General features: G+C 61.5%; 35 protein-coding genes. 7 read left to right on the top strand and 28 right to left on the bottom strand.

Annotation, left to right across the window (positions count from 1 at the left end; all coding sequences use genetic code 11):
* The first annotated feature begins 133 nt into the window (after positions 1 to 133).
* The 4 genes from EJ070_RS26515 to EJ070_RS26500 all read left to right on the top strand — a co-directional run bounded on the left by EJ070_RS26515 (position 134) and on the right by EJ070_RS26500 (position 2,196).
* The gene (locus EJ070_RS26515) at positions 134 to 475 is read left to right on the top strand and encodes a hypothetical protein (RefSeq protein WP_126094011.1); all 342 of its coding nucleotides are present in this window, start codon (positions 134 to 136) and stop codon (positions 473 to 475) included.
* Positions 472 to 855 (top strand): hypothetical protein, encoded by a 384-nt coding sequence (locus EJ070_RS26510; RefSeq protein ID WP_126094010.1) that lies wholly within the window; start codon positions 472 to 474, stop codon positions 853 to 855. Before EJ070_RS26515 ends, EJ070_RS26510 begins: the two co-directional genes overlap by 4 nt.
* A 33-nt stretch (positions 856 to 888) precedes the next feature.
* Positions 889 to 1,575 carry a hypothetical protein gene (locus EJ070_RS26505; protein WP_126094009.1) on the top strand — a complete coding sequence of 229 codons (687 nt, stop codon included), beginning with the start codon at positions 889 to 891 and terminating at the stop codon, positions 1,573 to 1,575.
* Positions 1,576 to 1,743: 168 nt separating this feature from the next.
* A complete protein-coding gene (locus tag EJ070_RS26500; protein ID WP_126094008.1) occupies positions 1,744 to 2,196 on the top strand; it encodes a MucR family transcriptional regulator in 453 nt (150 codons plus the stop codon).
* Positions 2,197 to 2,237: 41 nt separating this feature from the next.
* On the opposite strand, the gene EJ070_RS26495 is transcribed toward EJ070_RS26500, so the two are convergent.
* The 3 genes from EJ070_RS26495 to EJ070_RS36415 form a co-directional block, all read right to left on the bottom strand.
* On the bottom strand, positions 2,238 to 2,687 hold the full coding sequence (locus EJ070_RS26495; protein ID WP_126094007.1) for a hypothetical protein: 450 nt from the start codon (positions 2,685 to 2,687) through the stop codon (positions 2,238 to 2,240).
* A gap of 542 nt (positions 2,688 to 3,229) precedes the next feature.
* A complete protein-coding gene (locus EJ070_RS26490) occupies positions 3,230 to 3,475 on the bottom strand; it encodes a hypothetical protein (RefSeq protein ID WP_126094006.1) in 246 nt (81 codons plus the stop codon).
* Between the two features lie 141 nt (positions 3,476 to 3,616).
* Positions 3,617 to 3,826 (bottom strand): hypothetical protein, encoded by a 210-nt coding sequence (locus tag EJ070_RS36415; RefSeq protein ID WP_189350078.1) that lies wholly within the window; start codon positions 3,824 to 3,826, stop codon positions 3,617 to 3,619.
* 90 nt (positions 3,827 to 3,916) lie between these two features.
* Between EJ070_RS36415 and EJ070_RS26485 the strand changes: the two genes are divergently transcribed.
* Both EJ070_RS26485 and EJ070_RS26480 read left to right on the top strand, forming a co-directional pair.
* Positions 3,917 to 4,108: a hypothetical protein gene (locus EJ070_RS26485; RefSeq protein ID WP_348639560.1), complete on the top strand. Its 192-nt coding sequence runs from the start codon at positions 3,917 to 3,919 to the stop codon at positions 4,106 to 4,108.
* 14 nt (positions 4,109 to 4,122) lie between these two features.
* On the top strand, positions 4,123 to 4,326 hold the full coding sequence (locus tag EJ070_RS26480; protein ID WP_126094004.1) for a hypothetical protein: 204 nt from the start codon (positions 4,123 to 4,125) through the stop codon (positions 4,324 to 4,326).
* A gap of 8 nt (positions 4,327 to 4,334) precedes the next feature.
* On the opposite strand, the gene EJ070_RS26475 is transcribed toward EJ070_RS26480, so the two are convergent.
* Positions 4,335 to 5,189, bottom strand: a complete 855-nt coding sequence (locus EJ070_RS26475; protein WP_126095914.1) for an ATP-dependent DNA ligase — start codon at positions 5,187 to 5,189, stop codon at positions 4,335 to 4,337.
* 130 nt (positions 5,190 to 5,319) lie between these two features.
* Positions 5,320 to 5,655, bottom strand: a complete 336-nt coding sequence (locus EJ070_RS26470) for a hypothetical protein (protein ID WP_126094003.1) — start codon at positions 5,653 to 5,655, stop codon at positions 5,320 to 5,322.
* A gap of 97 nt (positions 5,656 to 5,752) precedes the next feature.
* On the opposite strand from EJ070_RS26470, the gene EJ070_RS26465 reads away from it, so the two are divergent.
* Positions 5,753 to 6,001, top strand: coding sequence for a hypothetical protein (locus EJ070_RS26465; protein ID WP_126094002.1), 249 nt, complete (start codon positions 5,753 to 5,755; stop codon positions 5,999 to 6,001).
* Here the strand turns inward: EJ070_RS26465 and EJ070_RS26460 are convergent.
* The 23 genes from EJ070_RS26460 to EJ070_RS26355 all read right to left on the bottom strand — a co-directional run bounded on the left by EJ070_RS26460 (position 5,936) and on the right by EJ070_RS26355 (position 25,437).
* Complete coding sequence (locus tag EJ070_RS26460; protein ID WP_126094001.1) at positions 5,936 to 8,137, bottom strand: hypothetical protein; 2,202 nt, start codon at positions 8,135 to 8,137, stop codon at positions 5,936 to 5,938. The genes EJ070_RS26465 and EJ070_RS26460 overlap by 66 nt on opposite strands.
* Positions 8,137 to 10,137 (bottom strand): phage tail tip lysozyme, encoded by a 2,001-nt coding sequence (locus EJ070_RS26455; RefSeq protein ID WP_189350076.1) that lies wholly within the window; start codon positions 10,135 to 10,137, stop codon positions 8,137 to 8,139. The genes EJ070_RS26460 and EJ070_RS26455 overlap by 1 nt, the downstream gene beginning before the upstream one ends.
* Before the next feature lie 215 nt (positions 10,138 to 10,352).
* Positions 10,353 to 11,345: a tail fiber domain-containing protein gene (locus EJ070_RS26450; RefSeq protein ID WP_126093999.1), complete on the bottom strand. Its 993-nt coding sequence runs from the start codon at positions 11,343 to 11,345 to the stop codon at positions 10,353 to 10,355.
* Between the two features lie 9 nt (positions 11,346 to 11,354).
* Positions 11,355 to 11,807, bottom strand: a complete 453-nt coding sequence (locus EJ070_RS26445) for a GNAT family N-acetyltransferase (protein ID WP_126093998.1) — start codon at positions 11,805 to 11,807, stop codon at positions 11,355 to 11,357.
* Positions 11,804 to 13,654, bottom strand: a complete 1,851-nt coding sequence (locus EJ070_RS26440; protein ID WP_126093997.1) for a hypothetical protein — start codon at positions 13,652 to 13,654, stop codon at positions 11,804 to 11,806. Before EJ070_RS26440 ends, EJ070_RS26445 begins: the two co-directional genes overlap by 4 nt.
* Entirely contained in the window at positions 13,651 to 14,352 is a 702-nt protein-coding gene (locus tag EJ070_RS26435) for a hypothetical protein (RefSeq protein ID WP_126093996.1), read from the bottom strand. The genes EJ070_RS26440 and EJ070_RS26435 overlap by 4 nt, the downstream gene beginning before the upstream one ends.
* The gene (locus EJ070_RS26430) at positions 14,352 to 14,852 is read right to left on the bottom strand and encodes a hypothetical protein (RefSeq protein ID WP_189350074.1); all 501 of its coding nucleotides are present in this window, start codon (positions 14,850 to 14,852) and stop codon (positions 14,352 to 14,354) included. Before EJ070_RS26430 ends, EJ070_RS26435 begins: the two co-directional genes overlap by 1 nt.
* The gene (locus tag EJ070_RS36410) at positions 14,849 to 15,016 is read right to left on the bottom strand and encodes a hypothetical protein (RefSeq protein WP_189350073.1); all 168 of its coding nucleotides are present in this window, start codon (positions 15,014 to 15,016) and stop codon (positions 14,849 to 14,851) included. Before EJ070_RS36410 ends, EJ070_RS26430 begins: the two co-directional genes overlap by 4 nt.
* 39 nt (positions 15,017 to 15,055) lie before the next feature.
* Positions 15,056 to 15,268 (bottom strand): hypothetical protein, encoded by a 213-nt coding sequence (locus tag EJ070_RS26425; protein ID WP_126093995.1) that lies wholly within the window; start codon positions 15,266 to 15,268, stop codon positions 15,056 to 15,058.
* A gap of 64 nt (positions 15,269 to 15,332) precedes the next feature.
* Positions 15,333 to 15,824, bottom strand: a complete 492-nt coding sequence (locus tag EJ070_RS26420; RefSeq protein ID WP_126093994.1) for a hypothetical protein — start codon at positions 15,822 to 15,824, stop codon at positions 15,333 to 15,335.
* Positions 15,825 to 15,836: 12 nt separating this feature from the next.
* Positions 15,837 to 16,820 carry a phage major capsid protein gene (locus EJ070_RS26415; RefSeq protein WP_095782847.1) on the bottom strand — a complete coding sequence of 328 codons (984 nt, stop codon included), beginning with the start codon at positions 16,818 to 16,820 and terminating at the stop codon, positions 15,837 to 15,839.
* A gap of 5 nt (positions 16,821 to 16,825) precedes the next feature.
* The gene (locus tag EJ070_RS26410) at positions 16,826 to 17,968 is read right to left on the bottom strand and encodes a hypothetical protein (protein WP_126093993.1); all 1,143 of its coding nucleotides are present in this window, start codon (positions 17,966 to 17,968) and stop codon (positions 16,826 to 16,828) included.
* Positions 17,965 to 18,255 (bottom strand): hypothetical protein, encoded by a 291-nt coding sequence (locus EJ070_RS26405; protein WP_126093992.1) that lies wholly within the window; start codon positions 18,253 to 18,255, stop codon positions 17,965 to 17,967. Before EJ070_RS26405 ends, EJ070_RS26410 begins: the two co-directional genes overlap by 4 nt.
* Before the next feature lie 70 nt (positions 18,256 to 18,325).
* The gene (locus EJ070_RS26400) at positions 18,326 to 18,682 is read right to left on the bottom strand and encodes a hypothetical protein (RefSeq protein WP_126093991.1); all 357 of its coding nucleotides are present in this window, start codon (positions 18,680 to 18,682) and stop codon (positions 18,326 to 18,328) included.
* Positions 18,682 to 19,839, bottom strand: a complete 1,158-nt coding sequence (locus tag EJ070_RS26395; protein WP_189350072.1) for a hypothetical protein — start codon at positions 19,837 to 19,839, stop codon at positions 18,682 to 18,684. Before EJ070_RS26395 ends, EJ070_RS26400 begins: the two co-directional genes overlap by 1 nt.
* A 46-nt stretch (positions 19,840 to 19,885) precedes the next feature.
* Positions 19,886 to 20,701, bottom strand: coding sequence for a hypothetical protein (locus EJ070_RS26390; RefSeq protein WP_126093989.1), 816 nt, complete (start codon positions 20,699 to 20,701; stop codon positions 19,886 to 19,888).
* Complete coding sequence (locus EJ070_RS26385) at positions 20,701 to 20,982, bottom strand: hypothetical protein (protein ID WP_126093988.1); 282 nt, start codon at positions 20,980 to 20,982, stop codon at positions 20,701 to 20,703. Before EJ070_RS26385 ends, EJ070_RS26390 begins: the two co-directional genes overlap by 1 nt.
* Positions 20,966 to 23,356 carry a hypothetical protein gene (locus EJ070_RS26380; protein ID WP_189350070.1) on the bottom strand — a complete coding sequence of 797 codons (2,391 nt, stop codon included), beginning with the start codon at positions 23,354 to 23,356 and terminating at the stop codon, positions 20,966 to 20,968. The genes EJ070_RS26385 and EJ070_RS26380 overlap by 17 nt, the downstream gene beginning before the upstream one ends.
* A gap of 72 nt (positions 23,357 to 23,428) precedes the next feature.
* Complete coding sequence (locus tag EJ070_RS26375; RefSeq protein ID WP_126093987.1) at positions 23,429 to 23,932, bottom strand: hypothetical protein; 504 nt, start codon at positions 23,930 to 23,932, stop codon at positions 23,429 to 23,431.
* Positions 23,933 to 24,016: 84 nt separating this feature from the next.
* Positions 24,017 to 24,619 (bottom strand): hypothetical protein, encoded by a 603-nt coding sequence (locus EJ070_RS26370; protein ID WP_126093986.1) that lies wholly within the window; start codon positions 24,617 to 24,619, stop codon positions 24,017 to 24,019.
* Positions 24,620 to 24,659: 40 nt separating this feature from the next.
* The gene (locus EJ070_RS26365) at positions 24,660 to 24,983 is read right to left on the bottom strand and encodes a hypothetical protein (RefSeq protein ID WP_126093985.1); all 324 of its coding nucleotides are present in this window, start codon (positions 24,981 to 24,983) and stop codon (positions 24,660 to 24,662) included.
* On the bottom strand, positions 24,983 to 25,198 hold the full coding sequence (locus tag EJ070_RS26360) for a hypothetical protein (RefSeq protein ID WP_126093984.1): 216 nt from the start codon (positions 25,196 to 25,198) through the stop codon (positions 24,983 to 24,985). The genes EJ070_RS26365 and EJ070_RS26360 overlap by 1 nt, the downstream gene beginning before the upstream one ends.
* Positions 25,183 to 25,437 carry a hypothetical protein gene (locus EJ070_RS26355; protein ID WP_126093983.1) on the bottom strand — a complete coding sequence of 85 codons (255 nt, stop codon included), beginning with the start codon at positions 25,435 to 25,437 and terminating at the stop codon, positions 25,183 to 25,185. The genes EJ070_RS26360 and EJ070_RS26355 overlap by 16 nt, the downstream gene beginning before the upstream one ends.

The following is a 25,437-nucleotide window of genomic DNA, read 5'->3' as shown; positions in this document are numbered from 1 at the left end:
AAGCGGGGCGCCCAAGGGCTTACAAGCGGACTGGATAAGGTGCGCGCCGTGATGGAGGTTTTGGAAGCCGAGGGGATCGAGTTTCTGAACCACGGAAGTCCGGGCGTTCGCTTACGGCCGAGAGGATGAAGATATGCGAACCTTAGTTTTAACAGCACACTTGCTGCTCGCCGGGTCGATGTCTGCCGAGGCGCTAGAATACCGGCTCTTCGGTTTTGGCGTGTCATCCTGCGGCAAATGGGTAAGTTCGGCCGAAGACCCCATAATGCGCCTTGGCTACCTGAGCTGGATACTCGGCTACGTCTCAGCCGTTAACACGACAGAGACCCGTCAACAACGCTGGCATCTGGACGAGGCACTTCGGAGGACCGATGCGGATGCCTTAGAGCTTTGGATGACTAACTACTGCAAGGCAAATCCGTTGAAGCAAGTCAGCGAAGGTGCCGAAGCACTTATTCGCGAGCTAGTGAAATGATCGAACCCACGCCACGCCAGCCAATGTCGCCGAAGCGGCGGCACCATATCTTTTCCGAGAACTGCACCAGCAACAACGTCGCGCCTTGCTGCATATGCGGCGAGCCGATCCATCGTCACAACGACCAGTGGATCATCGAGCACAAGCGCGCGCTCGGGCTGCTAGGGCCAGACGTCAACAGCAACTGCGGCCCGGCGCACGCAGCCTGTGCGCTGAAGAAGACGGCCGAGCAGGATCTTCCTCGGATCGCGAAGGCGAAGCGTCAGGCCGATGCCGGCGCCAAAAAGGAAAAGCCGGCGCGGGCTTTTCAGGTCCCGGCCGGCGTGGTGTTCGACTGGCGAAGCAAACGTTACGTCAAAGGCGCGACTCAGGCATCCTAGCCGTGCGGCGGAGGGCTCTCGTAGGAGAGAGCCATGGATGATGATGAAGCCGAACGCCTTGCCCTGAAGAGAGCTAGAAAGCGGCGCGACCAAGCCACCTATCGGGCCCGGAATCCCGAGAAAGTGCGAGAGCGAAATAGGGCCTATCGAGCTCAAAATCCGGACAAGGAGCGAGAGCGCAACAAGATAAATCAGAGGGCGTATGTCGCCAAGCATCGGGATGAGATCAACGCAAGAAAGCGCCAGGGCTACGGTGACAAGGACCGGGCCGCCCAAAGGCGCTATCGCGAGAAGCACCGTGAAGACGTGAAGGTAAGGCTCGCTCGGTATAGGAGGGAAAATCGAGAGAAGCTTCTCGCTTACAACAGGCGGTACTACTTGGAAGTTCACCGGGAGAGGCTTCTAGCCAAGCGCCTTCGCCTCATCTCGGTGAGCACAGCCAACCACTCCCCGGAAGGTCTTATGCGAGCGGTCAATGCTGCCATCTCGCCAGCCCTGCCACGCTTCATCAAGGATGAAATTGCTGGAGAGATGATGCTGGCCGTGCTTGAGGGTACGCTTTTGCTCGATCAGATCCGCGCCAAGGTCCAAGAGTACCTACGCCGCTACAATCGCGACTATGACACGTTCAAGGTGCTGTCCTTAGACGCGCCGATCGCTGGCACCGATCTCCGACGGATTGACACTCTTACTTCCAGGGATTCCGTCTTCTCTCTGTAGCCTTCGAGCGGGTTGCGCGCGCTCAACAATTGCGCGCTGCGTTTCGATCAATTGCCCTTCCGACACTTGATCGACAAAGTCTCATCGCCTAGCGATATTTGCTCCACATTAATCAAAATGGGGATACACAACGGCAGCGCGGGGTGCTGATATCCTAGGAGTGAACATTTGAGCGAAGAAAGAGAAACCCAGACGGCCGATCTTGTTGGCCTGACAGCGGATATTGTCTCTGCATATGTGAGCAACAATCCCCTCCCCGTCGCCGGATTGGCCGACCTCATTGCTTCCATTCATTCGTCGCTGTCCGGCATTGGCCATCCTGTCGCAGCCGCACAACCGAAGCAGGAGCCCGCCGTCAACCCAAAGCGATCGGTGTTCCCCGACTACATCATCTGCCTGGAGGACGGGAAGAAATTCAAATCGCTGAAGCGGCATCTTGGTGTGCATTTCGGACTGACACCGGACGAGTACCGGGCCAAGTGGGGATTGAAGTCGGACTATCCGATGGTGGCGCCCAACTACGCGGCCCAAAGATCTGTGCTGGCGAAGTCGAGCGGGCTCGGCCGGAAGCCCGCGGCAAAGCCGGCGAAGAGCACCGGCAAAAAGCGCTCGACCCGGTGACTGCGGATCCTTGCCCCTTTTGCATGAGCCAACGACGCACTTCAATAATGCGCGTAGCCGCTCAGGGGACATCTCTGGGATGCGGGAACCTGGAAAGTGCCATCAACGCCGGTGCAGGTGCGGTATCGGGACTTTCGCGCCGCCGTACTTGATTTCGGCGCCGGTGTTGGATCGGATGCCTCGCGTTGTTCGCGACTCGGCTTGGCATGGACGACCGGCGCTGGGTTCTGGGGCTTTTGCGATGTGGTGCTTTTCTTGGGCGCAGGATTGGACCTCGGCGGCAACTGGGACGTATCTACCGGCGGTGGGCTCACTGCTACATTGGTCACCCGCAGTTCCGCCATTTCGCTGGCCGATAGGTACCTCATGTCGGACCTGTCGTAGCTCAAGGCTACTTGCATGAGCTTGGGATCAACTCCCATTTCCGTCATGTAGGCCATGACCTGCGCAGTTCCGGCTTGGATTTGAGCCACCGCTTCATCAGCGGACATGCCGCTATTCGTATCGAAGGATGCCCTATGAACGCCGATAGAACCGGTCTCCGCAACCCGGCGGACGCCACCTAGGAAGGCCAGCGAGCAAGCTGAGGCGCACTGCAGCCGGCGAACCTGAAGGGTGTCCAAGCCCGCCGCACGGATCATGCGTCCCAACTGTATTGCCGTGCCGACGTTGCCACCTGGAGAGTCGAATACGATGACCCTGGCCCCACTGCTCACAACGGCATTGCTGAAGGCCGCCAGCGGTTCGCCGACGCCAAATTCTCCGGAGACCAAAAGGAGTGGCTGCTCACCTGGGGAGGACACCGGAGTGTACTCAAGAGCAGCAACCCGACATGTCGCTGCCGCGACAATCGACCCAACTGCCAGAGCTAGAGAAACTATTCGCACGATCTGACAGACCCCACCACACCCACTCCGAGTAAGAACCTGCGAACGGGGTATTTCAAGGGTTTGTTTGAGTTCGGGTAAATTGAGGGGATTGCCTCGCTACGCAGATCAAGTTTCCGCAGGCAAGAAAACACCATTCAGCGCCCCTACTCATCCCGCCAGATCACCCGCTTCTCCCAACGGATCTGCACCAAGCGCCGAAAGCGGATGGTGTGGGCCTGCTCCCCGGTCGGATGGAATAGCTGCGCGCTCATCCACTCCCGGCTCTTGCATTGCTGGCATCGCACCTTGTCCCTGACATCGTCGATCGTGACGTTGCCGATAACCTCCCGCAGCTCAGCCGGCTTGTAGTAGCGAGTAACGTTGCAGCGGGCGCAGCGGATGCCAGCCACTTGCCCTGCGTCATGGGCATGCGTCAGGGTCCAGGCGGCGCCTCTCGGCCACTTCTCTGGTTGCTCGGGCATGCATTCGAATTGAGAACATATTCCTGTCCGGTCAAGGGGTGCTTGACTCTTTTGTTCTCATTTCGTTCACTATTGCCCGTGAGCGACGAAATCAGATTGCCCAAGCCCGAATACTCCACCCCGGCCGGCGTGCAGCACCACGTGTGCGAGCACGACGGCTGCGGCAAAGATGCCGGTTGGGGTTTCGCCAAGCCGAAGCAGGCGCCGCACTGCTTCTGCTTTGAACATCGGGCTGAGGGCGAGCGATACCTTTAACGGGGAGCTGAACATATCCGTCATGACATTGCCAGCGAACTCGAAGGCGCGGCCAGTCAGATTGCCGAAATCTCCCGGGCGGATCTTCAGGTTGTGCTCCGGAGGGCTGCTCTTATGCTCAGGAACGTCACGGGCCTTGTGCTCGATCCGAAGGTCGAGGAATCTCTGTCGGGTCTTGCGGATGAGATGGGGCTGACGAAGCCCGACCTTATTCGAACCATCCTGAGCGATTGGCTTGTTGCCAATGCCTATCTTCCTGTCCCGTACGCGTTAGACGAGGAAAGCGCGGTGGATGGAACCGCTTAAATGGGAGCCACGAAATGCCATTGCGTTACGGTGTAGAGACGTGTCCAGATGATGCGTCGGTTCTCCATCTGAAGCTATCCGAAATTGCCGACAATGGCGGCCGTGTGCTGAACGTGATCTGGCAGCCGGAGCGCGAAGTGATCAACCGTGAATATATGGATGAGGTGAGACTGCCAGTCCCGGCTGGCTATGTGATCATCTCCGAGTATTTCGAATGAGTCCCCCTCTACTCTTCCCGGAAGTCCTTCAGGGAAGCATGACGAAGCTTCTCCTCGCCTTTCAGGAATTTCACCCGGCCGACTAAGCCGGGCTTCAACCATTCCGCCTTTTCCTTCGCCAGTCCCTTCGGTGGCGGAGCGCCTGCCTTGCCCTGAATGCGATCCCACAGGGCCTGCCGTTTCTCGGCTTTGAAGGTGACGAAGGCGCCGCCCATATATCGGCCCTTGTCCGCCATCAGCACCATGGCCGGCTTCCCGGTCTCGCGCTTCACGCCGATGATTTCCATTTCGGCTTCGGCATAGCACTTGATTTTGCGCCAGCTCATCGTGTTGCCGCTGCGGTAGATGCTGTCCAGCCGCTTGGAGACGATGCCCTCAAGGTTCGCTTCGCAAGCCAAATGATAGACGGCATCTCCAGCGCCCGGCAGCGCCTCGCTGAACTGGATATGACCGCCTTCCGGAATGAGAGCCTGGAGGATGTCGCGCCGGTCCTTCAGCGGCATGTCTCTCAAGTCGTGGCCGTTCAGGTGTAGAAGGTCGAAGGCCACCAGGTACAAGTCTTGCGGGCGCCTGGTGATGGCGGAACGGAGCGCGTGGAAGTCGGATAGGCCGGCTTCGTCGGTGACGATCATCTCACCTTCGATAATGAAGCTCTCGGCCGTCAGCTTCGCCGCTTCGGCTCCGATCGGCCGATATTTGGCCGTCCAGTCGATCCCGGTTTTCGTGTAGAGCCGGACGCCATCCGCGTCTTTGAGGACCTGCGTACGGTATCCGTCGAATTTCACCTCGTGCGACCATCCATCGCCAGCCGGCGGCTGCTCTACAAGCTCGGGCTCCATCGGCTTGATGAACTTCAGGCGCACAGGCGCGTTACGCATGCACTCGCTACTCCGAACCGGGACTCAAGCCGTTCAACGCCTTCCGGTTCCTACGGCCGAGCCACGAACCGCTTGAGATGGACGCGTAAAGGGCGCCGCTTATCGATAAGCCAGACTAGTGCGGGCGCTTTCTCTGGCGATCCATGTTGTTCAAGAACCAAGCCAATTCGTCCGCCATCTCGAAGTCCAAGCCTTCAAGTACAAGGCCTCCGGTTTCGTATGGAAGGCCGGTGTCAACGTCGATCACCGACCAGGTGCCGTCGGGACAGCTTTCGATTTCGTAACGCTCTGCAGGCATGCCGCCAACGTATACAGCGACTGAGCCTGTGGAAAGTAACCGCTTGTTCACTATGAGCGGGCAATCTAATTGAAGGCGATCCAATCTCGCCTGAACCTCACAGCGCGTCTTTGACGACGCGCCCCCGCCAAAGCTGGCGGCCGACGTTTTCATGTACCCCACCCCCCCAACAGTATGCGTCGGCCGCTGGTCTTTTCGGGGGAAGGCGCTCCCTTTTCCTCGACCGGGTTTCGCATTATGTTCCCCGCCTATGTCGCGCACCACGGCCCTTCAGCTCATCGCAGCGGTGATCACCATCGCCGTGCTGGCTGTGCTGCACCAAGGCCTGGACTGGTTTCTGAGCAAGGCGTCGACAGATTTTATGGTCGGCGTGATGGTCGGCATGTTCTTGGTACTACTGGTCTGGATTTACGAAGACCGCAAGGAACGGCGCTCAAGGGCGGTTGACGGCAGTGGGTCCGCCGAGCAGCAAGGCGCGCGCCACACGATCGACCTGTGACTGCTGCAGCCGCGAGCCCTGGCCTGCTCTCATAAGCGCATCGAGCACGGCGCTCTGCTGCGGGCCACCTGTCAGGCTGCGCGCCATGTCCATGATCGCTTTCTCGTTCCCGCCGTTGCGCAGCGCATCGATTACGCTCTCTACAGCGCGGGTTCCTGCCGCGCGGGCCGCACCGCGGGCGCCGCCTGCAATGAATCCTTCGCGTACACCGAAACCGGAACTGCCCCCGCCTTCGATGGCGTCCCTGGCTGCAATGCGCGCGGCCGTCTCTGAATTTCGCGTGACGATATTCGACGTGTCGGCGAAGAGCTTTTCCCGGTCGAGCAGATCGATGATAGCCTTGGCCTTGTCGTCACCGAACAGAGTGGAAAGCCGCGCACGGTTCCAGTCCCCCTCCCCCTTGATCAGACGCTGCAGGGCAACGCGGTCGTTCGCGTTGGTGCCAACGATGCGCTCAATCTCGGCACGGGCGCCCTCGCGAAGGCGCAACGGTACGGCCGACGGACCGACTTGCATACCTTGGGGTAGCGCGCCTTGCCTGAACTCTTCGGTGAGTTCGTCGGGCCGCGGTGCTTCTCGACCACTCGAAAGCACTGACTGGCCCCGCTGAACGGCCTCTTTCTGCCGAGCCAGTTCGGCATATTTGGCGTCGACCTGCTTGATGTTTGGCACCTTGGCCGCCAACTCGTCGTCAATCGCCTGGCGTGCTGTCTGAAGCGCGTTCAGGTGGTTGCTGCCCTGTGCCGTTTCCAACAGATCGTCAACGGCCTGCCGCGCGTTCAGCAGCGTGCCAGCGTCATGGATCAGCCCGCCAGGAACCGGTTGGCCAGTCGCGCGAGCGCGCGCAATCTCTTCACCGGTCGGAACATAGTCCAGCATCGTCCGAACGCGCTGGATGCCGCGCTGAGCTTCGCCCCGAAGTGTCTGAGCCTCGGCATCAAGGTAGCGGGCGATCGGCGCGGCATCAATCGGGGAGGCATCGCGCAACGCTTCCCGGTATTCCGGCTGAAGGTATTGCTGGTTGCGGGTCGCCCGGTCGATGATGCGTGACGGCGTAGGTGCCTCGCCAAGCGTATCGTTCAAGCTCGAACGGATACGCCAATTGGCATCGGCGTCGCGCGCGCCGATCGCGCCGCGCACAATGGCCTTGCCTTCTCCCGGCGTTGCCGCGATGGCGCCGGCCGTGTGCCGCAAGTTCGGGCCGAGATCCATCAACATGGCGTCGTCGCCGAGTTGCGACAGTGCGCCGGGCTCGACGGCATCTTGCCTGACGGCGTTCGCCAAAGCCTTGGTGGCGCTCTTGTCCAACCCGAGCGCCTTGGCGATAGAGCTAAGCTGCACGTTATCCGCGACCGCTTTGACGCCTTTGCCGATGAGTGGAGCGATTATCGGCGCGGCCAATCCTAGACCGCCTCCAATCAATCCGCCCTTTATAGTCTCCCTTGCATCCCCGCCCGACCGTACTGCCGCGTCGGCGCCATTGATGGCAGCGCCTGACCCGATACTGGCGGCATATGTCAGCGGCTTCGACGCCAAACCGATGCCGAACATTTCAGGCGCAGCCGCCATAGCAGGGATGGTTCCTGCAACGGCGCCGGTGATCTGCGACGCCTGGTCAAGCTTAGGGTTCATTGACTTTTCGGCGAGAGTCCCAGCCTGAATCCGCTTAAGAACCTGGTCGTAGGTCTCATCAGACATTCCGGCGATGGTCGTGGCTGCGGCGCGGTCTACGCCGGCCCTAATCATAGGACCCAGAATCGGGATGCCTTCCAAAACACCACCCGACGCAGTTCGAATTTTGCTTACAGCATCATCGCCCTCAATATTGCCGGTCAGTGCGTTGTAGCCAGCAGATCCAGGCGCATAAGCCGGAACGCCGGCAGGCTGGAGAGTGGTTGGGTCGATGCCAACGGCGGCGCGCTTTTCCTCCGGTGACATCGCTCGCATCTTCTGCGCAAGCGCAATGCCGGCCTGAGCGCGCTCGCCGGCAAGGTCGGCCGCTGGCGTGCTTTGGTCAGCGATCGGCGGCAGCGACTTGGCGATTTCGTCGACCGCCGCGTTCTGCTGCTCCGGCGTCATCGACAGAAAGGTGTCGTCGACCTGCACCTTGCGGCCTTGGATGTTGAGCGTAGCCATCAGGGTTCAATGCTCCACTGGAGGCCTTTGCTCGTCGTGCCGCCGCCCGTGCCGGCCGGGGCAGCAACGGTGCCTGAACCGCCAGTTTTGATCGCGTCGACCATCTGCCGGATGCGCGCCAGCTTGTCGTCGAGGGATGCCTTCGCCTCGCCGGGCTTGGGCGTCAGGATGGCCGCCTGGTTCTCGACTTCGGCCGGTGCCGCCGTCGCGCCGGACACGCTGTAGAGGTAGGACGCGATGATGGTGCGCAGCGAGTTCGACGCCCGCTGATACTCGGGCGATTTCAGGTACTCGGCGCCATAGTCGGAACCGTGCGGGATCGCCGACAAGGCCTGGTCCGATGGATTGGACAGGGCCGCGAAGTTCTGTTCGACAATCTGCAGCTCGGGCGCCACGACGGAATACAGCTTGTTGTCGCGCTGCTGTTGCTCGTTCGGCGGCTTCGACTTCGGCGCGGTCAACGGCAGGATGCCGGCGCTGTCCGCGCGCGGGCTGGCCGGCGTCGGGCTCGGCTGCGGTTGAGTGGCCGGCGCTGCGTTCGGTGCAGGAGCGGCCTGCGGTGGCGGCGCTGGCGCGGGAGCCGGTGCAGCAGCCTTCGGTGGCGTGACCGGCGTTGCCGGACCGCCAGCGGAAGCCTGTCCAAACACGCCCTGCGGCGTCAGGAACAGCAGTTCGCCGTTCGGGCCGCTGATCGTCTTACCGGCGGCGAGCTGCTGGGCCTGCTCAACGGTGAGGCCACCACCGTCCATCAGGCCGTTGAGCGCCTGAGCCTCCACAGAGTTGCCGGTGAAACGGAATTGGCCCGCATTTGCGCCGCCGATGCTGACGGCTCGCGTTTCGCCCGTACGCTTGTTGTACAGCGTGCGCTCGTCGAGCTTTTCCCAATCGGTTTGCTGGCCGGTATAAACTGGCTCATGCGTGTTCGGGTCGACCAGGACGCCGCCCACCTCGATCGGCTTGTTCTTTTCAGCCGCGAACTTCTCCCGATCGAGGTCGAGGCGCGCCTTATCGCCCGGCTCGATCTGGGGGTTGCGCAGCTTCTCGACTTCCAGCCGGTTCTTTTCCAGTTCGAGCTGGTTAGCCGGGTTGGCCTCGTCAAGCTTCTGCTTCAGCATCAGGTTGACGACGCCGCGCTGCTGCTCGGACAGGCGCGGATCCTGCGAGGCCTGCAAGAGCTGCTGCACGCTCGGGCCGCCAGCGACTTGCGTGGGCGCCACCTGTGCCGTCTGAGCGGCAGGCGCCGGCGCGGCGGCCCGCGGCGACTGGATCGGCTGAGCAACCACCGCCGGGCTGTCCGGCGCATTCATCTTGTCCCACTGGTCTTGCGAGACGCCCTTGCTAGCGTACTCCTGGGGTAGCGGTCGCTTGTTCAGCGCCGCCGACACACCGGCGCCCGGCTCAAGGCTCGCCACCTGTACCGGGGCGGCATCCGAGCCGGAGAACTGCGATGCGAAGGAATTTGCCATGGAAATGCGCCGCGCGGCCTCGCCACCGGGGCGATTGTAGCCCGCGAACTTCCAGGCATTGTTCATGAGGCGCTGCGCTTCCTCGGGCGACTTCGCAGCGTTCAGCGCGTCGACCAGGCCAGGGTCTTCCTGAAGGAAATATTGCGCCTGAAGCTGCGGCGACGGAGCATTTGCATCGCCGCCGTTGCTGCCGGCAAAGGCGCGCATCGCCTCAAAGCGTGGGCCGCGCCAAGACAGGATACCGCCGGCCGTGCCAGCCTGTCCGCTTTCGCTCGGGTCCGACCATGAGCTGAAAGCCCTCTTCGGCGAAAAGCTGCTTTCGGCGTTACCGGTCGCGGCAATTGCGGCCAAGGCGTTCGGATTGGTGACCTTGGTTTTCACCGTGTCCATGAAGCCGTTGTAGATGTCGTTCTTGGACAGGTCCGGCGCGCTGCCCATCAAGCCGCCGCCAAGAGCAGAGGCAACCGCGCTGCTGCCCGCCGACGTCGTCGTGGCCGAGGCCGGCGAGCCGCCGCCGAAGAGCGCCGAAAACACGCTGTCGCCACCCTTCCGCCAGTCGTGCTCGGCCTGCGTCGCCCGATTGTCCGCCATGCGGTAGCCGATCGCCTCGCCAAGCGCATTCAGGCCCTGGCCGATCGTGCGCGGTGCGGCCGGCCGGGCAAGTGCGTCGGCAATCGCCCGCAGGCGTGCCAGGTCTTCTGGCGTCCGCACACCAGTATCGCCGCCGAAGATGAATGAAGGCTGCGCGGTCATGCCAAGGCCTCCCCGTAGTCGACAGCATCGACGCCGCCGATGTTGATGACGGCGTGCGGCCGGAACGCGCGCACCTCATCGGCCATGACGCCGATCTGCTCACCGCCGCCCCAGACGTATTCGAAGGCGTATTTCGCAAGGCCGTTGGCGAACTCGCCGACGCGGCGGATGTTCATTTTCACGCGGCGGTCGGAATACTTGATCAGGTTCGCGCCAAGGCCGAACAGCCCGCCGAACAGGTCGCTGCTGTTGGACGCCTGCGTCTGCCAGTTTTGGAGCTTCTGGTTGTAGTTGGTGTTGATGAGGCCAGCGACGTCAGTTGTCGGGATGGTCGGCATGTTCGCGTTGACGAAATTTGGCTGGCTCACTTGCGAACCAGACAGCAGCGCGGTCAGGTTGTTGATCGGCGCCGAGTTCTGCGCCAGCGCTTCCTGTACCGCCTGGCCGCGGCCCGTGAGCAAGAGCTGGTTGTAAGCGTCGTTCTCCCCCTGGTTTTCGAGGCTCTGCGCTTGGGCGTAGGCGTCCGAACCGGGGCGGATGCCACGGTTGATCAGGTCCGCCTCATTCGACGCGCGGCGTGCGTCAAGCGCCGGCTGAAGCCGCTTCATGCCAAGGTCCATCAACCTGGCCTCAGTCGCATCATTCGACAGGTCGACCGGCTTGGCCAGCCAATCCTTCAGGAATGACGACTGTCCGGCCGCCAGCTCACCGAGGTTGAGCTTGGCCTGGTCGGTCTGATCCTTGATCGCCTGGCTGGTGTCCGATAGCGTCTGCGTCGCCGTGTATGTCGGGATATCGTAGGACTTGCCCGTATAGGGGTCGTTCCACTTATAGGTGCCGGTCTGCTTATAGGTCAGCGAACCGTCAGGCGTGACCTGATTGACGTTGCCGAGATTGGCATTCGCAATCGCGGTGCCGACATTCGTGGCGGTCGAGGCCGCAGAGGTCTCTTTGGGATCTGGAGGTTCGGGAGGCGATGGCGCGCACATTCTGGGCTCCTACAGGAAATACGTCATGGCAATTGCCGACCGCTTGAAGCCCACGCGCTCGCACATCTTAGCAACGCGTAGATCAGTGGCGATGGTCACGTGCGCCCTGACGCAGCCGCGCGCTTTGAGTTCGGCCAGGATGTGCCTGGTGAAACGGCGTCCGATGCCGTTCCGGTGATCCGGCCGCATGTAGATGGTATCCTCCATGGCGATGGGTTCGCTGTTGTGCATGTCCTGCGTGAGCCAGATGAAGGCATAGCCGACGGCCTCGCCCTCGATCCTGACCACAAAGCAAAGCAGATGACTGGCCGAGCCGTAGACGTTCAGGCGCGGCTTGAAGTCGCCGATCGTCATGCCCTCCGCCGCCAAGCGGGCCTGCATCTCGCCGTAATGGTCACGGCAAAGCGGCTCGAGTTCCGGCCAGGCTTCGTTGAAGTTCTCGATGGCGATGTCGTAGCTCATACGACCACCCCGCCATTCTCAAAGGTGGTGTCGAGCTGCACGAATTCGACGTCCGGACGGCTGTTGAGAAAGCCGGTGACCTGCAATTGGGGCTGCATGACGTAGCCGGTCTTGCCGATCGAAATCCATTGGCCGCCGCTCACCGTCGCCTGTGGAGCTGCCTGATCCCACAGGGCGACGTCCCACTGGCCGGAATCCCAAAGGTCGACCCTGCCACCATCTGCCGCGTCCGGGGCCGTCGGCAAGGTGACCGTGTAGTTGACCGAAAACGAGATTTTCGGGTTGAACGGCGTCGAGGCCAGGAAGGTGGCGCGCGCCTGGTGCACCGTCTTCAGCCGGCCAAGCGTCTTCATATGATCGGGATTACCGACATAGGTGTAATAGATCGGCTGGCTGTCATCGTTGCCGGTGATTTCGGCTTCGAAAACGGTGCCGTCATTCCTTCCGAAGAACAGGCGATTGTCGTGCAGTTCGATGCAGCGGGTCGCCCATCCGACGAACTTGCACCAGGCGCCGGTTTCGAGATTGACGACGAACGACCAGGCTTCTTGCCCCGCGGCCGCGATTGGCAGCGAGACGATGGCATAGTTCATGTCCGGCCACTTGATGACTTCCCACGGCAGCGAAATGCGCCGCAGGGCTTCCCGCTTCCAGTCCGGCTCGATGTTGCGCGAGATGGCAGCCAGCGACAGCGCAGCGGCATCCTTGTTGATCGCGGCCGAAATCGGAACCATGCCTTCCTTGGTGGCAACGATCAGGTCACCGCCAGCGCGCATCGTGGCTCGTTTGCCCATCGGTGTTGTGAGGTCGTAGCGGCCGACAAGGTTCCACTCGGCCGCGGTCGAGCCAGCCGGGTTGCTGCCCTCATAAATCGCAGCCTCGCCTTCGGTCGTGATGAACACGCATTTGTCGTCGATGCCATCGCCAGCATCGAGAGACCACGTACCGCCGAAGAGCAGGGAGCCCCCGCGCTGGAAGACGCCGGACAGGTTGACGGTGCCGAGCGCGCCCGTGACGGAATCGACCGGCAGATAGCTGGCCTTCATCGTGCCGCCCTGGATGAAGAACAGGCGGTTCCGGTAGAGCCACACGTGAGACAGCGCGCTTGTCGCAACGCCGGTAATGGCAGCCGATACCTGCACCACCCCGCCCGGGATGTTCGCCGTGGCAGATCCGCCAGCGCCGCCCGTGATGATTTCGTTGTCGACGAAGGTGCCGGTAATCGACTGGATCATCAGCGAGCCGGTCGCGCCGTTATCGACGTTCTTGACGATGGTCGCGACCGCGCCGCTGGTGCCGCCCGTCACAGTGCCGCCGCTGGTGAAGTTCACCGTCTGCGCGTCGAAGTTCAGCCGGTAGGTGGCCAGGCTGTTCACCGCCGTCCAGTCGAACGTCGTGCTGTAGAGCTGCAGGAAGTCGGTACCGTTGACCGCGACCACGAATGAGCCGCCCGACGTCGTGAAATTGACGTACGAATAATAGCCAGAGGTTTGGCCGGTAACCGAAGCTGCGGGTGGCGTGTTCGGATCAGCCGGCGACGTGACATCGCGGATGGTCGGGGCGTCACAGGCCCAAATCTTCTTCGTGCCGCCGGCATTGTAGGTGATGAAGCTTTCGACCGGATTGGCGCCGAGCGTGGCGCGCTTGACCGATCCGCCGCGCATGACGATGCCGGTCGAGGTCGGAAGCCAGTTTTCAAGCGTCTGCGCCGAAAACGGCTTGGACTTCACAAGGCTCTGATTGGTGACCCATCCGGCGACGGGCGCGCCGAATGTGTAGGGCTGCGCGATGGCCCGCGCCGGAGCCGGAGCGGCTTTCCGGCGATCGGGGAAACGCTCGTACCTCACGCTGCACCTGTGACCGTGCCAGGCCACGCGACGCGCCGGCCGCGCCAACTGACAGGAGGCTGGCCGGAAACGACAGGCTTCGAACCGCTGTCGGTGTCGATCAGACGCAGGAGCAAGTCCTGGTAATCGTCGAAGTCCTGCTCGTAGGCCTGCCCCTTGTTCTGTTTCCAGCGAGCGATGATCGCCTTCTTCAGCAGTTCCTCAGAAAGCCTGAAGCTGTCGGCGTCTTCCGTGAAAAGCGTCTTCTTCGACGTGTCGCTGGCGGCGACGAGCTGGTTCGACACGTAGAAGAACTTGACCGTCTCGCCGCTGGCCATGACAGGCCACTGGTGGAACTGATCGCCGTAGATAATCCAGTAGCCGTTCACCGTGGCGATCGGTGTCACCTGAAGCTCAAGCCACTGGTCGGGGCTGGTCAGGTGTTCGGTCGCCCACTGCCAGCGCGACGACCAGAGGGACGAGGTTTTCTGCATCCGGCGGAAGTCGGTCGGCAAGTCGAACGCATCGGCCACGCCGCCGGTGAGCGTCTTCAGTATCAGCAGCTTCTGCCAGTCATGGGCATCCGCGATTTCGGAAGCCATGACGTTGGCTAGTTCCTGCATCTCGACCATCTCTCGACTGGTCGCGCCATAAAGCAGGCTCGGCACATCCATGCCGAGCACTGTCGCGGCGCCTTTGACCACGTCGAGGATCGACATCAGGCAGCGTCCTTGGCCTTGCCCTTCGGCTTGGTCAGTTCCTCGATCATGGCTTCCATCGCGGCCTGACGCTCGACCAGCTCGGCAATCTGCGCGTCCTTGGCGGCTTCACGCTCGGCGGCCTTGGCGGCGTCCGAATTAGCGAGGAACAGGCCGGCCTGCTTGCGCAGATCCCGCATGTTCGGCAGGCGCACGCGGTCAAGCTGACCGTCGGGCAGATCGCGGACTTCCTCGACCGTGCGGATGCCGGCGGTGCGCAGAACCTCCGCCTGCTCCGGTGTGACGCCCGACCAGGCGGCAAGCGCCGTGCCGTTGAGCGGGATTTCACGGCCCGCCTTGAAGGCCTCGTAAGCCGGTTCGATTTGGTTCCAGCGCGCCGTCATGAAGCGCAGCTTCTCGCCGTCCTGGTCCTCGCCCATCAGCGACGGGTCCGGCAGCAGATGGCGGACGCGCTCCGTGGTGCGGGTGTTCAGCGGCGAATGCGATGGCGAATACGTCACCCAATCCTCGGGCTGAAGCTCAAGGATGCGCCGCGCCGGTTGCTGGCGTCGAGCCTGTAGCCCTTGACGTCGCATTTCTCCTTCACCGGGTCGCCCTTGACCGGCAGTTTCTCGTAGCTTGTCTTGAACCCGATCACGCGGATGAGGGGCTGCGCTTCGCTCATTTGTTCGGCTCCTGAAACATTGTGGGCGCCAGCGGCGCCCTACTGGTTGACCACATCGACGATGCCGGGGAACTCGGCGAGCAGCGCTGCCCATTCGGCTTCGGAAAGCTTCCCAGCAGCCTGGGCCAATTCAACGGCCCGGCGATGCTCGCCACCGTTCCAGAGACGGCGGAATTCGGGGAAGATGCCGGTCTGGGTATCGACTGGCACCGGCTCGGCAGCGGCTTCGGTCTTGTCGGACTTGTCGGCCATGTTTGACTTCCTTCTTCACAGTGAAAGGGAGGCGGGCCGCCGCTTGAAGGCCCGCCCATATCGATCAGCTAGGGAATGCGCACATGACAATCTTCGACGCAGCGAGGACCGCGTAGGCAACCACGGGATCGGTGACTGCGCCGGCCACTTTCAAGGTGCCGTCAGTAGTCGTCGAGAGCACGAGCGGTTGCCCGGAAGCGCCCGAGACAAGCGCCGTGTTCAGCGTCGCCGGCCCCTGGACCTGTATCCAGCCGTATTCGCCGTTGCCGGGGGTGCCGGCAAGAACGCCAGCGCCAAGGCCAGCGGTGTCCGACACGTCCGAAGTCACTTCGTTAAAGACGCCAGTCGAGACGCCGCCGGGGGCATAGAAGCCGACGACGTTGTTGGCGACGGCGGCGATTGCGCCGGCGCCCTGGTTGTACTTCACAAACCGGTAGGTCTTGTTGTCGTAGGATTCGTAGCGATCCCCGACCTTCGGAGCCTTGCCGGATTCCGTGCCGGTCAACTGCGCGACGGTGTACGTCTTGGTGACGTCGATACCAACAAAAGAGGTCATCGTTCTTGCTCCTTATGCCGCGTCGAAAATCACGCCCTGAAGCGAGCGGTTCGAGCAGACGAGGTTGCCCATCCAGTAGAAGGGAATCACAACCGCATCCTGGTTGACGGGCTTCTTCTCGTCGTCCTGCGTCCACTGCGCCTCCTTGTGCTGGTCGACGTAGAGGTAGTCGGAGTTGAGGAAGTAGCCCTTCTCGGCCGTGGTCGTGAAATTCGTGTTGTCGTCGAAAATCACGTCGGCGGTCTTGTACTTCAGGCCGATGAAACCGGACTGAGCCATGTCAGCGTCCATGTACCGCTGAAGCTGCTGCTCGCCGGTTTCGTACAGCGAGTAGAAGTCGTGGCTGAAGGTGATCAGGTCCGGCTTGTCGGCGCCGCGGTTGAGTGTCAACCACATCGCGTTCATGTCGGCCTTGAAGGTCGCAGCGTTGGCCGCAGAAGGCGACGCGGCAAGGTTGGTGCCGGTGGCCTCGCGGAACTTGTTGCGCCAGAAGGTCCACGTCGCGGAATCGATACCGCCGACGATGCCCTGACCGTTGGTCTGCAGGATGTTGGCCAGGCCGCCGATCTGGTTCGACAGCGAACCGTCGGAATAGAGGTCGACTGAGAAATTGTTGGCCGCCGTCTTGAGCGCGTTGTTCTTCTTGGTTTTCACCAGGTTGATCATCGCGAACTTGCCGGAATTCTGGCGAAGCTCCTTGCCGCTCGACACGACATGCAGCGCAACCTGCGCCCAATCGTACTTTGCGGAGGTGACGACGTCAGAGCCGTTCGTGTTCAGCGTGTCGAGGCCGGCATAACGCTGATAGGTGCTGTTTTCCGCGTATTCGAGCTGCACCTGAATTTCGGTGCCGCCGTCGAGGTTGCGGATCTTGTTCTTCTTCTTCAACCGGTTGAGGAAGGCGTTGTTCTTCGAAACGTTGTCCGCCACTTCCGTCGCGCTGTTGCGAAGGGTGGTGGAAACCATTTCAGTGAAAGTAGTCGACGGACCAGCCATCGCTATTATCCTTTGTGGTTCCGGTCGTAGACAGCGGCCAGTTCTTCATCTTCCGTGAGAACCCGAGCCTTGCCCGACGCTGTTGAGGGGATGTTGACGGAGTTGGCGCGCTTGGCCGCATCGACCTTTCCGGCATCCTTGGGAGCGGCCGTTTTCGCGGCGGCTGCCTTGGCCCGTAGATCGGGATCGGCGTTGACTGCCATGTCATAGGCCAGGTTGAACACGGCCTCTTTCGAGGCGGTGGCTCCAAGCCGGTCCCATGCATCATTGATGAAGGACACCATGCGCTTTTCAGGGATTTCGGAGTAAAGCGGCTTGTCGGCTGACAAGCGGCTTAACTCTTCATTGGCGGCGGTCGTCGCGTCGCGCTCCTGAAAGCGCTGGTTTATGCGGTCGTCGATATTCGCGGAGTTGTGAACAGATGCGAGCATCTGCTTCAACCCGGCGATTTCCTGCCGCAATTCATTTTCGCCCTGCTGGACGGTCTGGCCGAAGACAGCCGCAATCTTGTCGCGGATGCCGTAGCGGTCGACGATGTTCATCACTGTCTCGACCGGGGCCTGATCCATGCTCTGCTGGACGTTGAAAAGATACTCGATCGCCTGTGCCGGCGTGATCACCTTGCCGTCGGCGCCCTTCTTGCCCGTGCCCGGATCGAAGTACTTGCCGTTGCGGTCGAGAATGTCTTGGATTGGCTTGTAGGCGGACGCCTGCCTGCCCTGGTCGGACAGGCGCTGCTGAAGCTCCTGCTCGCGTGCCGAAACAAAGCTGCGCAACTCGGCTGGGGCCTTCTGCCACGCCTGCTTGACGTTGTCGGCGACGCCGCCCTTGATGCCCTGCCAGTTGGCCGGGAGAGGAACCTGCTCGGCGCCAGGCGTCAGACTTTCGCCGGCCTGTTCCTCTCCGCCACCGCCCTCGGGCGATTGCTTGCCGGCGTCGGCTTGCGCCGCCGGCTTCTTGTCAGCGGTCGGGCTCGAGAATTTGCCTTCGTCCCGTGCAGCGCCGTTGTCACGCTCGTTCTTGTTCCAGATGGCTTCCAGCGCAGCATCGTCGTTGACTGGCGCGGTCGCATTGTTGTTCGCTGCCTCGGCGAGCGCGCCGGCAGGTGGGGCGTTGTTGGCTAGGCTTTCTGCTACGGCAGCGCTCATCGAAATTCCTCTGACACCTGAAGGCCCCGCTTCTTGCAGAAGTCGGGATTGCGAAATTTGCCCTTGGTCGGTGACAGGCTCGGCTCGTATTCGACGCAGTTGTTGCGCTTCAGATCATCGCGGCGTTCTGAGCGCGACGTGATCATTCGGCCATCGATCGGCGAGGCATAATCCGGGATGTCTGAAATGACGTTCGGCATGACGATCTGCCCGGCGAACGGCTTTTCCATCGGAACGCCGGTTTGCCGGTCGACGAAGATGCCATCGCGGAAAACGTACCTGGCCAATTTCCTGTCCTGCTTTTCGGGCGGGTACAGGTTGCAAGGCGTCGGTGCGAAATTCTAAGCCGCTTGCAATTCAGAGCAGCAGAAGCACCGCGTCGTCATCGTCGCGCATGGCAGCCATCTCCCTGTCGATGACCATGCGACCCAGACGGCGCTCCAATGCCGCCGCGTCGGGCAATGCGATCGGCGGTGCCTGGAAGCCGGCGCGCAAGGCCGCGACAACCTCGGGCGACAGGGCCGGCCACTCGACCACTCCGACGATCGGCGTGGGCGGCTCGTCGAGGTCGACAACCTTGCCATCACGAACGTATTTGACTGGTTTCCGGTAATAGCCACCGCCTGGCTTGAACAAAGAATCAAGGTCGGCGCCTTTCGGGCCGAAGTAGCGGTTCCCGAAGTAGCGCTTGCCGAAATAGCGATCAGCAAACATCAGCTAGGATCCAGAATGATCGCCAGCCGGTTGCCGTCCTGGTCGACGGAGGCGTTGATACGGTCCTTCGTGTCGTTCGTGTCGCGGAAGATGGCCGTTCCGCTGCCGAGGCCGTTCGCCTTGCCGAGCAGTGCCGCAGACCAGAGGCGGAAGCCCTGCCGAGGTGTCAGGCCGGGCTCGATGCCGGAAGCGCGATCAAGAAGCGCGTCAGCGTTCTGGTTCGCGGTCGGGATGTCGCCCACAGCAGCCGGTGCAGCCGGCAAGTTGTCGGTCTTGGCCTTGATCGCTCCCGTATCCGCTTTCACCGCACCGATGTCGGCCGACACGGATGCGCCAGCGGGCGCGCCGAGCTTGGTGTTTACCGCCAGCACGTTGTTGTTGATGGTGGTGTCGTTGCCAGACAGCGCCGAAAGCTGAGTGTCGAGATTGGCAGAGGCCAGCCCGACAGCGGTCCGAACGCCCGGCGCGTCCAGATCGTTGAAGCCGGTGATGCCCGTTCCTTTCGCAAGCACGATATTGGTGCCGGCGGTCAGCACCCGGGTCGCGGTCGACCAAACGGCGTCGAGGGCGTTTGCAGCAAACTTCGCTGCGGTGATCGCGCCGGCCGCGAAGGTGTTGCTGGTGATCGCACCAGAGTTCCATGCCGTGCCAGCCGCCGAGACGACGTTGACGCCGATCTGCGCGCTGGCTGTGTTCACCGCCGAACCGGCGATCTGCGTGGTGTTCGCTGACACAACGCCGGCCGTGACACTCAACTGGCCGGTGCCGGTGCCGGACGAAATGAGCACGCTTGCCCCAATATCACGGGCAGTCTGCGCCGTACCGCCGATGCTTCCAATATCTACGCGGCCATTCGCGTCGACCGTGGCGGTACGACCCGTCGTGGTGTCCCGACGGAAAAGCTCAATGACCCGGGTCACCGGAGCCATGCTGGCCTGTGTGATGTGCAACACCTGCTCTTCAGCATCTGATGTCGACGCGATGGTCGTGTCCTCGTCGATCAGCAGCGAATAGACGCCGGGCATGTTCGCGGCCGACAGTTCGGTGATGGTCGGCGTAGTGTAGACGGTCGCTGCGCCACCATTGCGGCTACGATAGACCGTGAACAAGGTCAGGCCAGTCTTGCGGGTTACCAGATCAGAGCTGTCAACAGCCACGAAGTATATGTTCTGGTCAATTTTGCCGCTGGGTATCCTCATTAGCTCACCTTACCGCCGCGACAAGCAGGCGTCGTACGGTGCTGCCAGACGGCGCAGCCGAAACGGTAAGCCCACTCTGAGCCGAAATGAAGGACTTTGACGCTACCGTTCCTATGTGGGACGCCGACGGATCGCTGTTCTCCGTTAGACCGGTCCAGGTATAGGTAAGAGCAATAGCATTGTCGGTCAGCACGCCGAAAGCCGCACCACCGGCCCTCACATCTACCGTCGTCGATATGGTGGCTGACGTGCTAGTCGCTTGTGTAGCCGTGTTGGTGAAAGTCAGTCCGAATTTTACGTTCTGAACTTCCCACACGTAAACCGTTGCGGCGGTAAACACACCGCCCGCACTGGCTATAACAATGCTTTGTGACCCTGAACCGGAGGGAATGTAACCACCGAAAATAGCGGCGCTGAGGTCTGAAGCAGATGTCAGAAATAGAGGAGTGCTTTGACCGGCGATGGAGCATGTCGCCCATTGCGGCGACCCGGAAGCCGCGGCTTGACTGAGCGCCCCGACAACAAAATACCTACCCGCGTAAGCCGACCCAATGTCGACTGAGAACGTGTAGGAGCCCAGATCAGTTACGTCTGTTTGTGGGGTAGTCGGGAGCAACCTGACTATCTTAACGGGGAGATGATTTTCCCCGTAGCCGCCCATATGAATGCGTTGGGCCGGGTAGAACTGCCCGTCGAACATCTTGAGCGGTCGCAGGATACGCCACGGATCGAATTTCGGCAGGTGCAAGCGTGGCTTGAGCGCCCACCCGACGAGAGGTGGGCCGCCATTGTGCCCGATGCCTGCGGCAATCGCTGTCATCAGCCGAGATTCGCCCCGGCGACAGCATCGGCGACGGTTTTCAGAGCGTTGTATTCCGTCGTGAGCTTCGCAAGCTTTGCCTTCACCGCTGCCTCGTAAGGGTCGGTCGTGCCGAAGGCCTGAACGGCCGAGATCACAGCCGCGAAGTCGGTTGGTATAGCCGCGAGAGAAGCAGAGGCGCCCGTGGCGTTCTGCTTGACCTTCAGCATCACCTGGCGCTGATCGTACAAACGCTGCGCGATGGCGTTCATACCGACGTCGATTTCACTGGTTGTAGCCATTTGCCGGGGCTCCTGGGATATGTTGCGGGGTCTGCATCGGAACAGCCGTCACGGCACGGCCTTGCGCGTCCCTGACGATCTGCTTGGGCTTCGAAAGCTCATTGATGAGCGCAGCGAGCGCCTGGCCGAACATGTCGCGCTGCGCAGCCATCTCTTTCAGCACTGCCTGGCCGTCGATCTGTTCGGGATCGGGCGGCGGTACGATGCCGTTGGCAAGCAGCATCTGGTTCTGGTCGATGCGCGCGGCCTGACGCTTCGACTGAAGGTCGAGGCGCTTCTCGGCCATCGTCATATCGTGCTCTTCGCGCTTGAACTGCATGTCTTGCGCGGCTGCGTCCTGCTTGATTTTCGCATCAGCAGCTTTTGCCGCCGTGTCCGCTTCTCGCGCCTTCGCGTCCGCCTGAGCTTTTTGTTGTTCGGCACTCGGGGGCGGAGGCTGGCCGGCTTGCGCCTTGGCATCGGTCACCATCTTTTCCAGAACGTCCTCGACCGACTTGCCGAGGTTGAACAGGCGTGCGTTCGCGGCGAAGATTTCAATCGCCACTTCCTTCGACATCTCGCCCTGCTGGATGAGCGGACCGACGGCGGCCCAATAAGCGCCGGCCGCCTGCATGAACTCGGCCGTCTCTGCCTTCTGCCGGGTCAGGTCAGCCTTGACCGTCGAATCGCTCTCGACGTCGATGCGGTACATCATCGCCAGGCGCTGCGTCAGAAGCTGCTGGATAGACTGAAGCTTGGCCAGCTTCGCCTGCCGCTGCTGTTCGGCCTCCTGTGCCGCCTGCATGGCCTGCTGAACCTGCTTCTGCTGCTCGGGCGGTACTTGTGCGCCGGGCGGCGGCGCTGGCGGTGGCTGGATAGGCGTCAGGTCTTGCTGCGTCGGCAGGATCTGCACGCCGGTCATCTGCTGCAGCGTCTCATGCGAGAATTTCCCAGGGATGATTTCGGCCATCATCACGAAGATGTCGCGGGCGCACCGCTCCATCATGCGCTGCATCTTCTGAATGCGCAGCGAGCCCCATTGCGTTTTGATGTTTTGCGCCGTGGCCGTCTCGCTGGCCTGCGAGGCGCCGCGGACGATGTCCGATATGCCGGTGATCTCGTAGATGGCCTGCTTGGTTTGTTCGCGGGCGCCGTACAGCTCCCGCAGCACCAAAATGAACTTCTCGACCGGCCAGAAGGCGACTGCGCCAGACAGGCCGCCATTGGCTGCCCAGATGTCCGCATTGCCGATCGGCACGAATTCGGTGTCGTCGGCCGCCAGCATGTTGGCGATGTCGCCAGCGTCGCCGGAATACCAGCCCTTGACCTTCATGTGGCGAGTGATGACGCCGATGCGCTTGGTGGTCAGGTCCAGCTCATCGGCGAGCCTGCTGTAGATCGAAAACGGATTGACCGGCATCAGCCGGCCGGTGAGTTCGATCGGCTGCACGGGCGCCGGAATACAGAAGAAATCTGTCAGCCCAAGCGGGTCGTCGACCTTCTTCAGCACCACGCCGTTGTCGTCAATGAAGACGACCTTGCGGCTGCCCTTGTCCCAGATTTCCCATCCGGTCAGGTCGCTGTCGCTTTCGCCGCGCGCCTTCTTCTCGGCGTCGTTCGTCTGGATGCTGATCAGGCCGGCGTCGAACACCGCGTCTTCATCTTCGCGCTGCACGACAAAGCGGAATGCGTCCCATGGCCGGTCTTTCCAACGCTTCGCCGGGCCGTGCCGGTAGTCTCGCCAGCTTACGGCCTCGAACTCGATGCACTCGTTCGCGAGCCGTTCGCCCGGGCTGACCGCAGCAGATGCGTCAGATGGCGCCGAATAGTCGTCCCCGCCTTCAGCGTCGTCGCCAGCCGTTGCAGCGCCAGAACTTGCTCCACCGTCAACGGCTGCGCTCGCTCGCTCAAGTTCCGCATTGGTCGTCTCGTCCTTTACGATGTCGCTCTTGAAGCGAAGGCGGATGATACCGCGACCGGCCAGGAAGCCGTCTTGCGCCTCGCCTTCCAGTTCGACCTGCAGCTTGGAATCATCCACCTGCTTGCGAATGGCGCGCTCGATCAGCTCGGCGACATCCTTTGCGGCCGGATCCTCGTCGGCGAAGCGGCGGCGTATGTCAGGCGCCGGCGGGCTGTTGATGATCGCCGGAACGATGGTCTCGACGTTGGCGAAGAGGATGTTGAAGTCGTAGGTGTTGCCGAGCGTGGCAGACGTGCTCAGGTCATCCGACTTGGTTTCACCGGTGTAAGCCTTCACCGCCTTTTCGGCGTCGTCCATCCACTGCTTTTCGAGCTTGCCGGCTGCCTCGACGCGCGCAAGCCACTTCGACCCTTCCTCACGAAGAGCCGCGCCCTGCTTCTGCTGATCTGGGGTGCGCTTGTCCGCCTTTGCCATGGCGGGCAGGATGGTGGCGGCGAATGCGAAATTCTAAGCCGCTTGGAATGCTAGACTTTCATCCCAGGCCAGCTATTCGACGGTTGCCCAGACAGCCTCAAAAAACTCGTTCAACACATCAGGCGTAATGACAAGTGTGCGCTCACTCGCTTGCTTCACAGTGGCGGCCCGAGGAAAAAGGTCAGGACGTTTCTCGTATATCCCTTTGGCAGACCTTCCAGGCGGATGCTTCGCGCAGTTCGCGGCCAATTCGAGCTGATCCAGGAGGGCGTTCAATCGGCTGCGATCCGCCGCTGCCCTTGATTCTTTTGAGATCCGCGGCTTCTTGTGACGCTCCCAAAGATGGAACAGCGCAATCAAGAACGCCTTCCGAACAAGATGCGATCCACGCTGCGCCTGGGCACTATCCTCGCCCGCGCGTTCATAGAGCTGCCCAACGGGATCATCCGGATCGTCGAGATTTGCTTCTGGAAATTCGTCGTAAGGGCCAAGGCCAAGTTGACTACGAACCATTGTTTCAACTTCATCTTCACGATGCTGGAGCCCTTGCAGAGCGCCAGCATAGGCCTCGTCCAAGTCCGTGAGGTCAAACTTGAAAATCCACTTGGAAATGGCACTCGAAACGGTAGGCGGTAGTCTCGTCACGTCACGACCTGAGCGCTAGTCGATATCGCTGAACACTAGTTGCGGTTCCTTGTCGGTCGAGCGTTGGCGCCTAAGTTCAAACTCGATCCCGGCAGCCTGCAACGCCTCCCGAACGACTAGTTCGTCGTCGGTTTCTGTGTCGCCGGTGTTGCCATAGATTGTAAGGCCGCTTGCTGGCAGGTTGTCGCTTCCCATCGTAGCCCAATGACGTACTGCCCATCCGTGCTGTTCGAACAGTTTCCTCATTTGCGTTTGCACCTTTCCGCATAGGAGACTGGACCCATCACGCGATACAATTACCGCTCCAGGCTTATGCCGTTTGAGCACAGCGGCTATCTTGGCAAGTTGGTCTGGCGAGAATAGTCGAGGGTCGTGTTCCAAATCTCGAATTCGGGCCTCTAGCCTCTCGACTCTCGCGTGAGCTTCTTCCGGTGAAGCTCCGTCAAGCTTCTCCTTGTAGGCCTCGATACGCTCCTTCAGGATCGCTATACGCTGGCTGTACATGAAGCGCCCGACTGCCCATCCTGAAGCGAGGATGGCAAACGCTACCGGCGCAAACCCCCATGGCGCCTGTGTCACGAGCGGCCAAACAGCCTTAAGTTGATCGATAAACCCCATGCTCTTTTCATATCAGCACACTTTCGATCAGTCATCGGGTTCACTCTTCCGGAGCCGGCTTGAACTTCCGGACGATGAACTCGAACAAGATATCCGAGATCCACATGGCTGAGACGCCGATCAGAAATGCAGCGGCAAGCGTGGTGGTGTCGTCGGTAAGGTCCGGAAGGGGAAAGCCGATCGCGCGGGAATAGCTCACGGCGGGCAGCGTCAGATAGGCGGCGGCCAAAGCGCCGCAGATCGGCGAGGCGAACATCTCCCGCAGCTTGTAGCGATGGCGCGACAAGGCCCGCAGGATGCCGCCTGAGAGGCCAGCAATCAGCACTGGTGCCTTGATGCCGAGGAAGTCGAGAAAGTCATGCATCAAGGCCTCCAGCCGCACCATTTGACCCCACGAGCATTGTGGGTGTTCATGTCGTCGAGATCGGGTCGCGTCATCACAGCGAAAACAGCGGCGCTCGGCCGCATCGGCTTGTTGTTGTCGCACCAGACTTTGCGCGGGTTGTCGACCGGCGCAGACGTGACGCAGCCGGCAAGCGCAAGGCAAAGCAGCAGGAGCAGCCTCACTGTCGAACCCACGGCGCTGCCTCCTTTCGCGCCTGGTCGTCCGTCATGCCGACGGTCTGGCGCTCGATGTCGGTGGCCTCACGGTTCATCTCCAGGCGATCCTGCGCAGCAGCGAGGTCGCGGGCGGCCTGCTTGGCCTTCTCGTTGCTCTTGCCCTTGAAATAGGCCGTGCCGAGCGCGCCAAGCCCGACGAGGCCGGCGAGCACATATGGCCAGAGTTGCTGAAGCAGGACCGTCGCAATCTCGACCAT

The sequence above is a fragment of the Mesorhizobium sp. M1E.F.Ca.ET.045.02.1.1 genome (assembly GCF_003952485.1).
Taxonomy (GTDB): domain Bacteria; phylum Pseudomonadota; class Alphaproteobacteria; order Rhizobiales; family Rhizobiaceae; genus Mesorhizobium.
The sequence above is the reverse complement of the archived record's forward strand: the minus strand, read 5'-3'. Positions and strand labels throughout refer to the sequence as shown.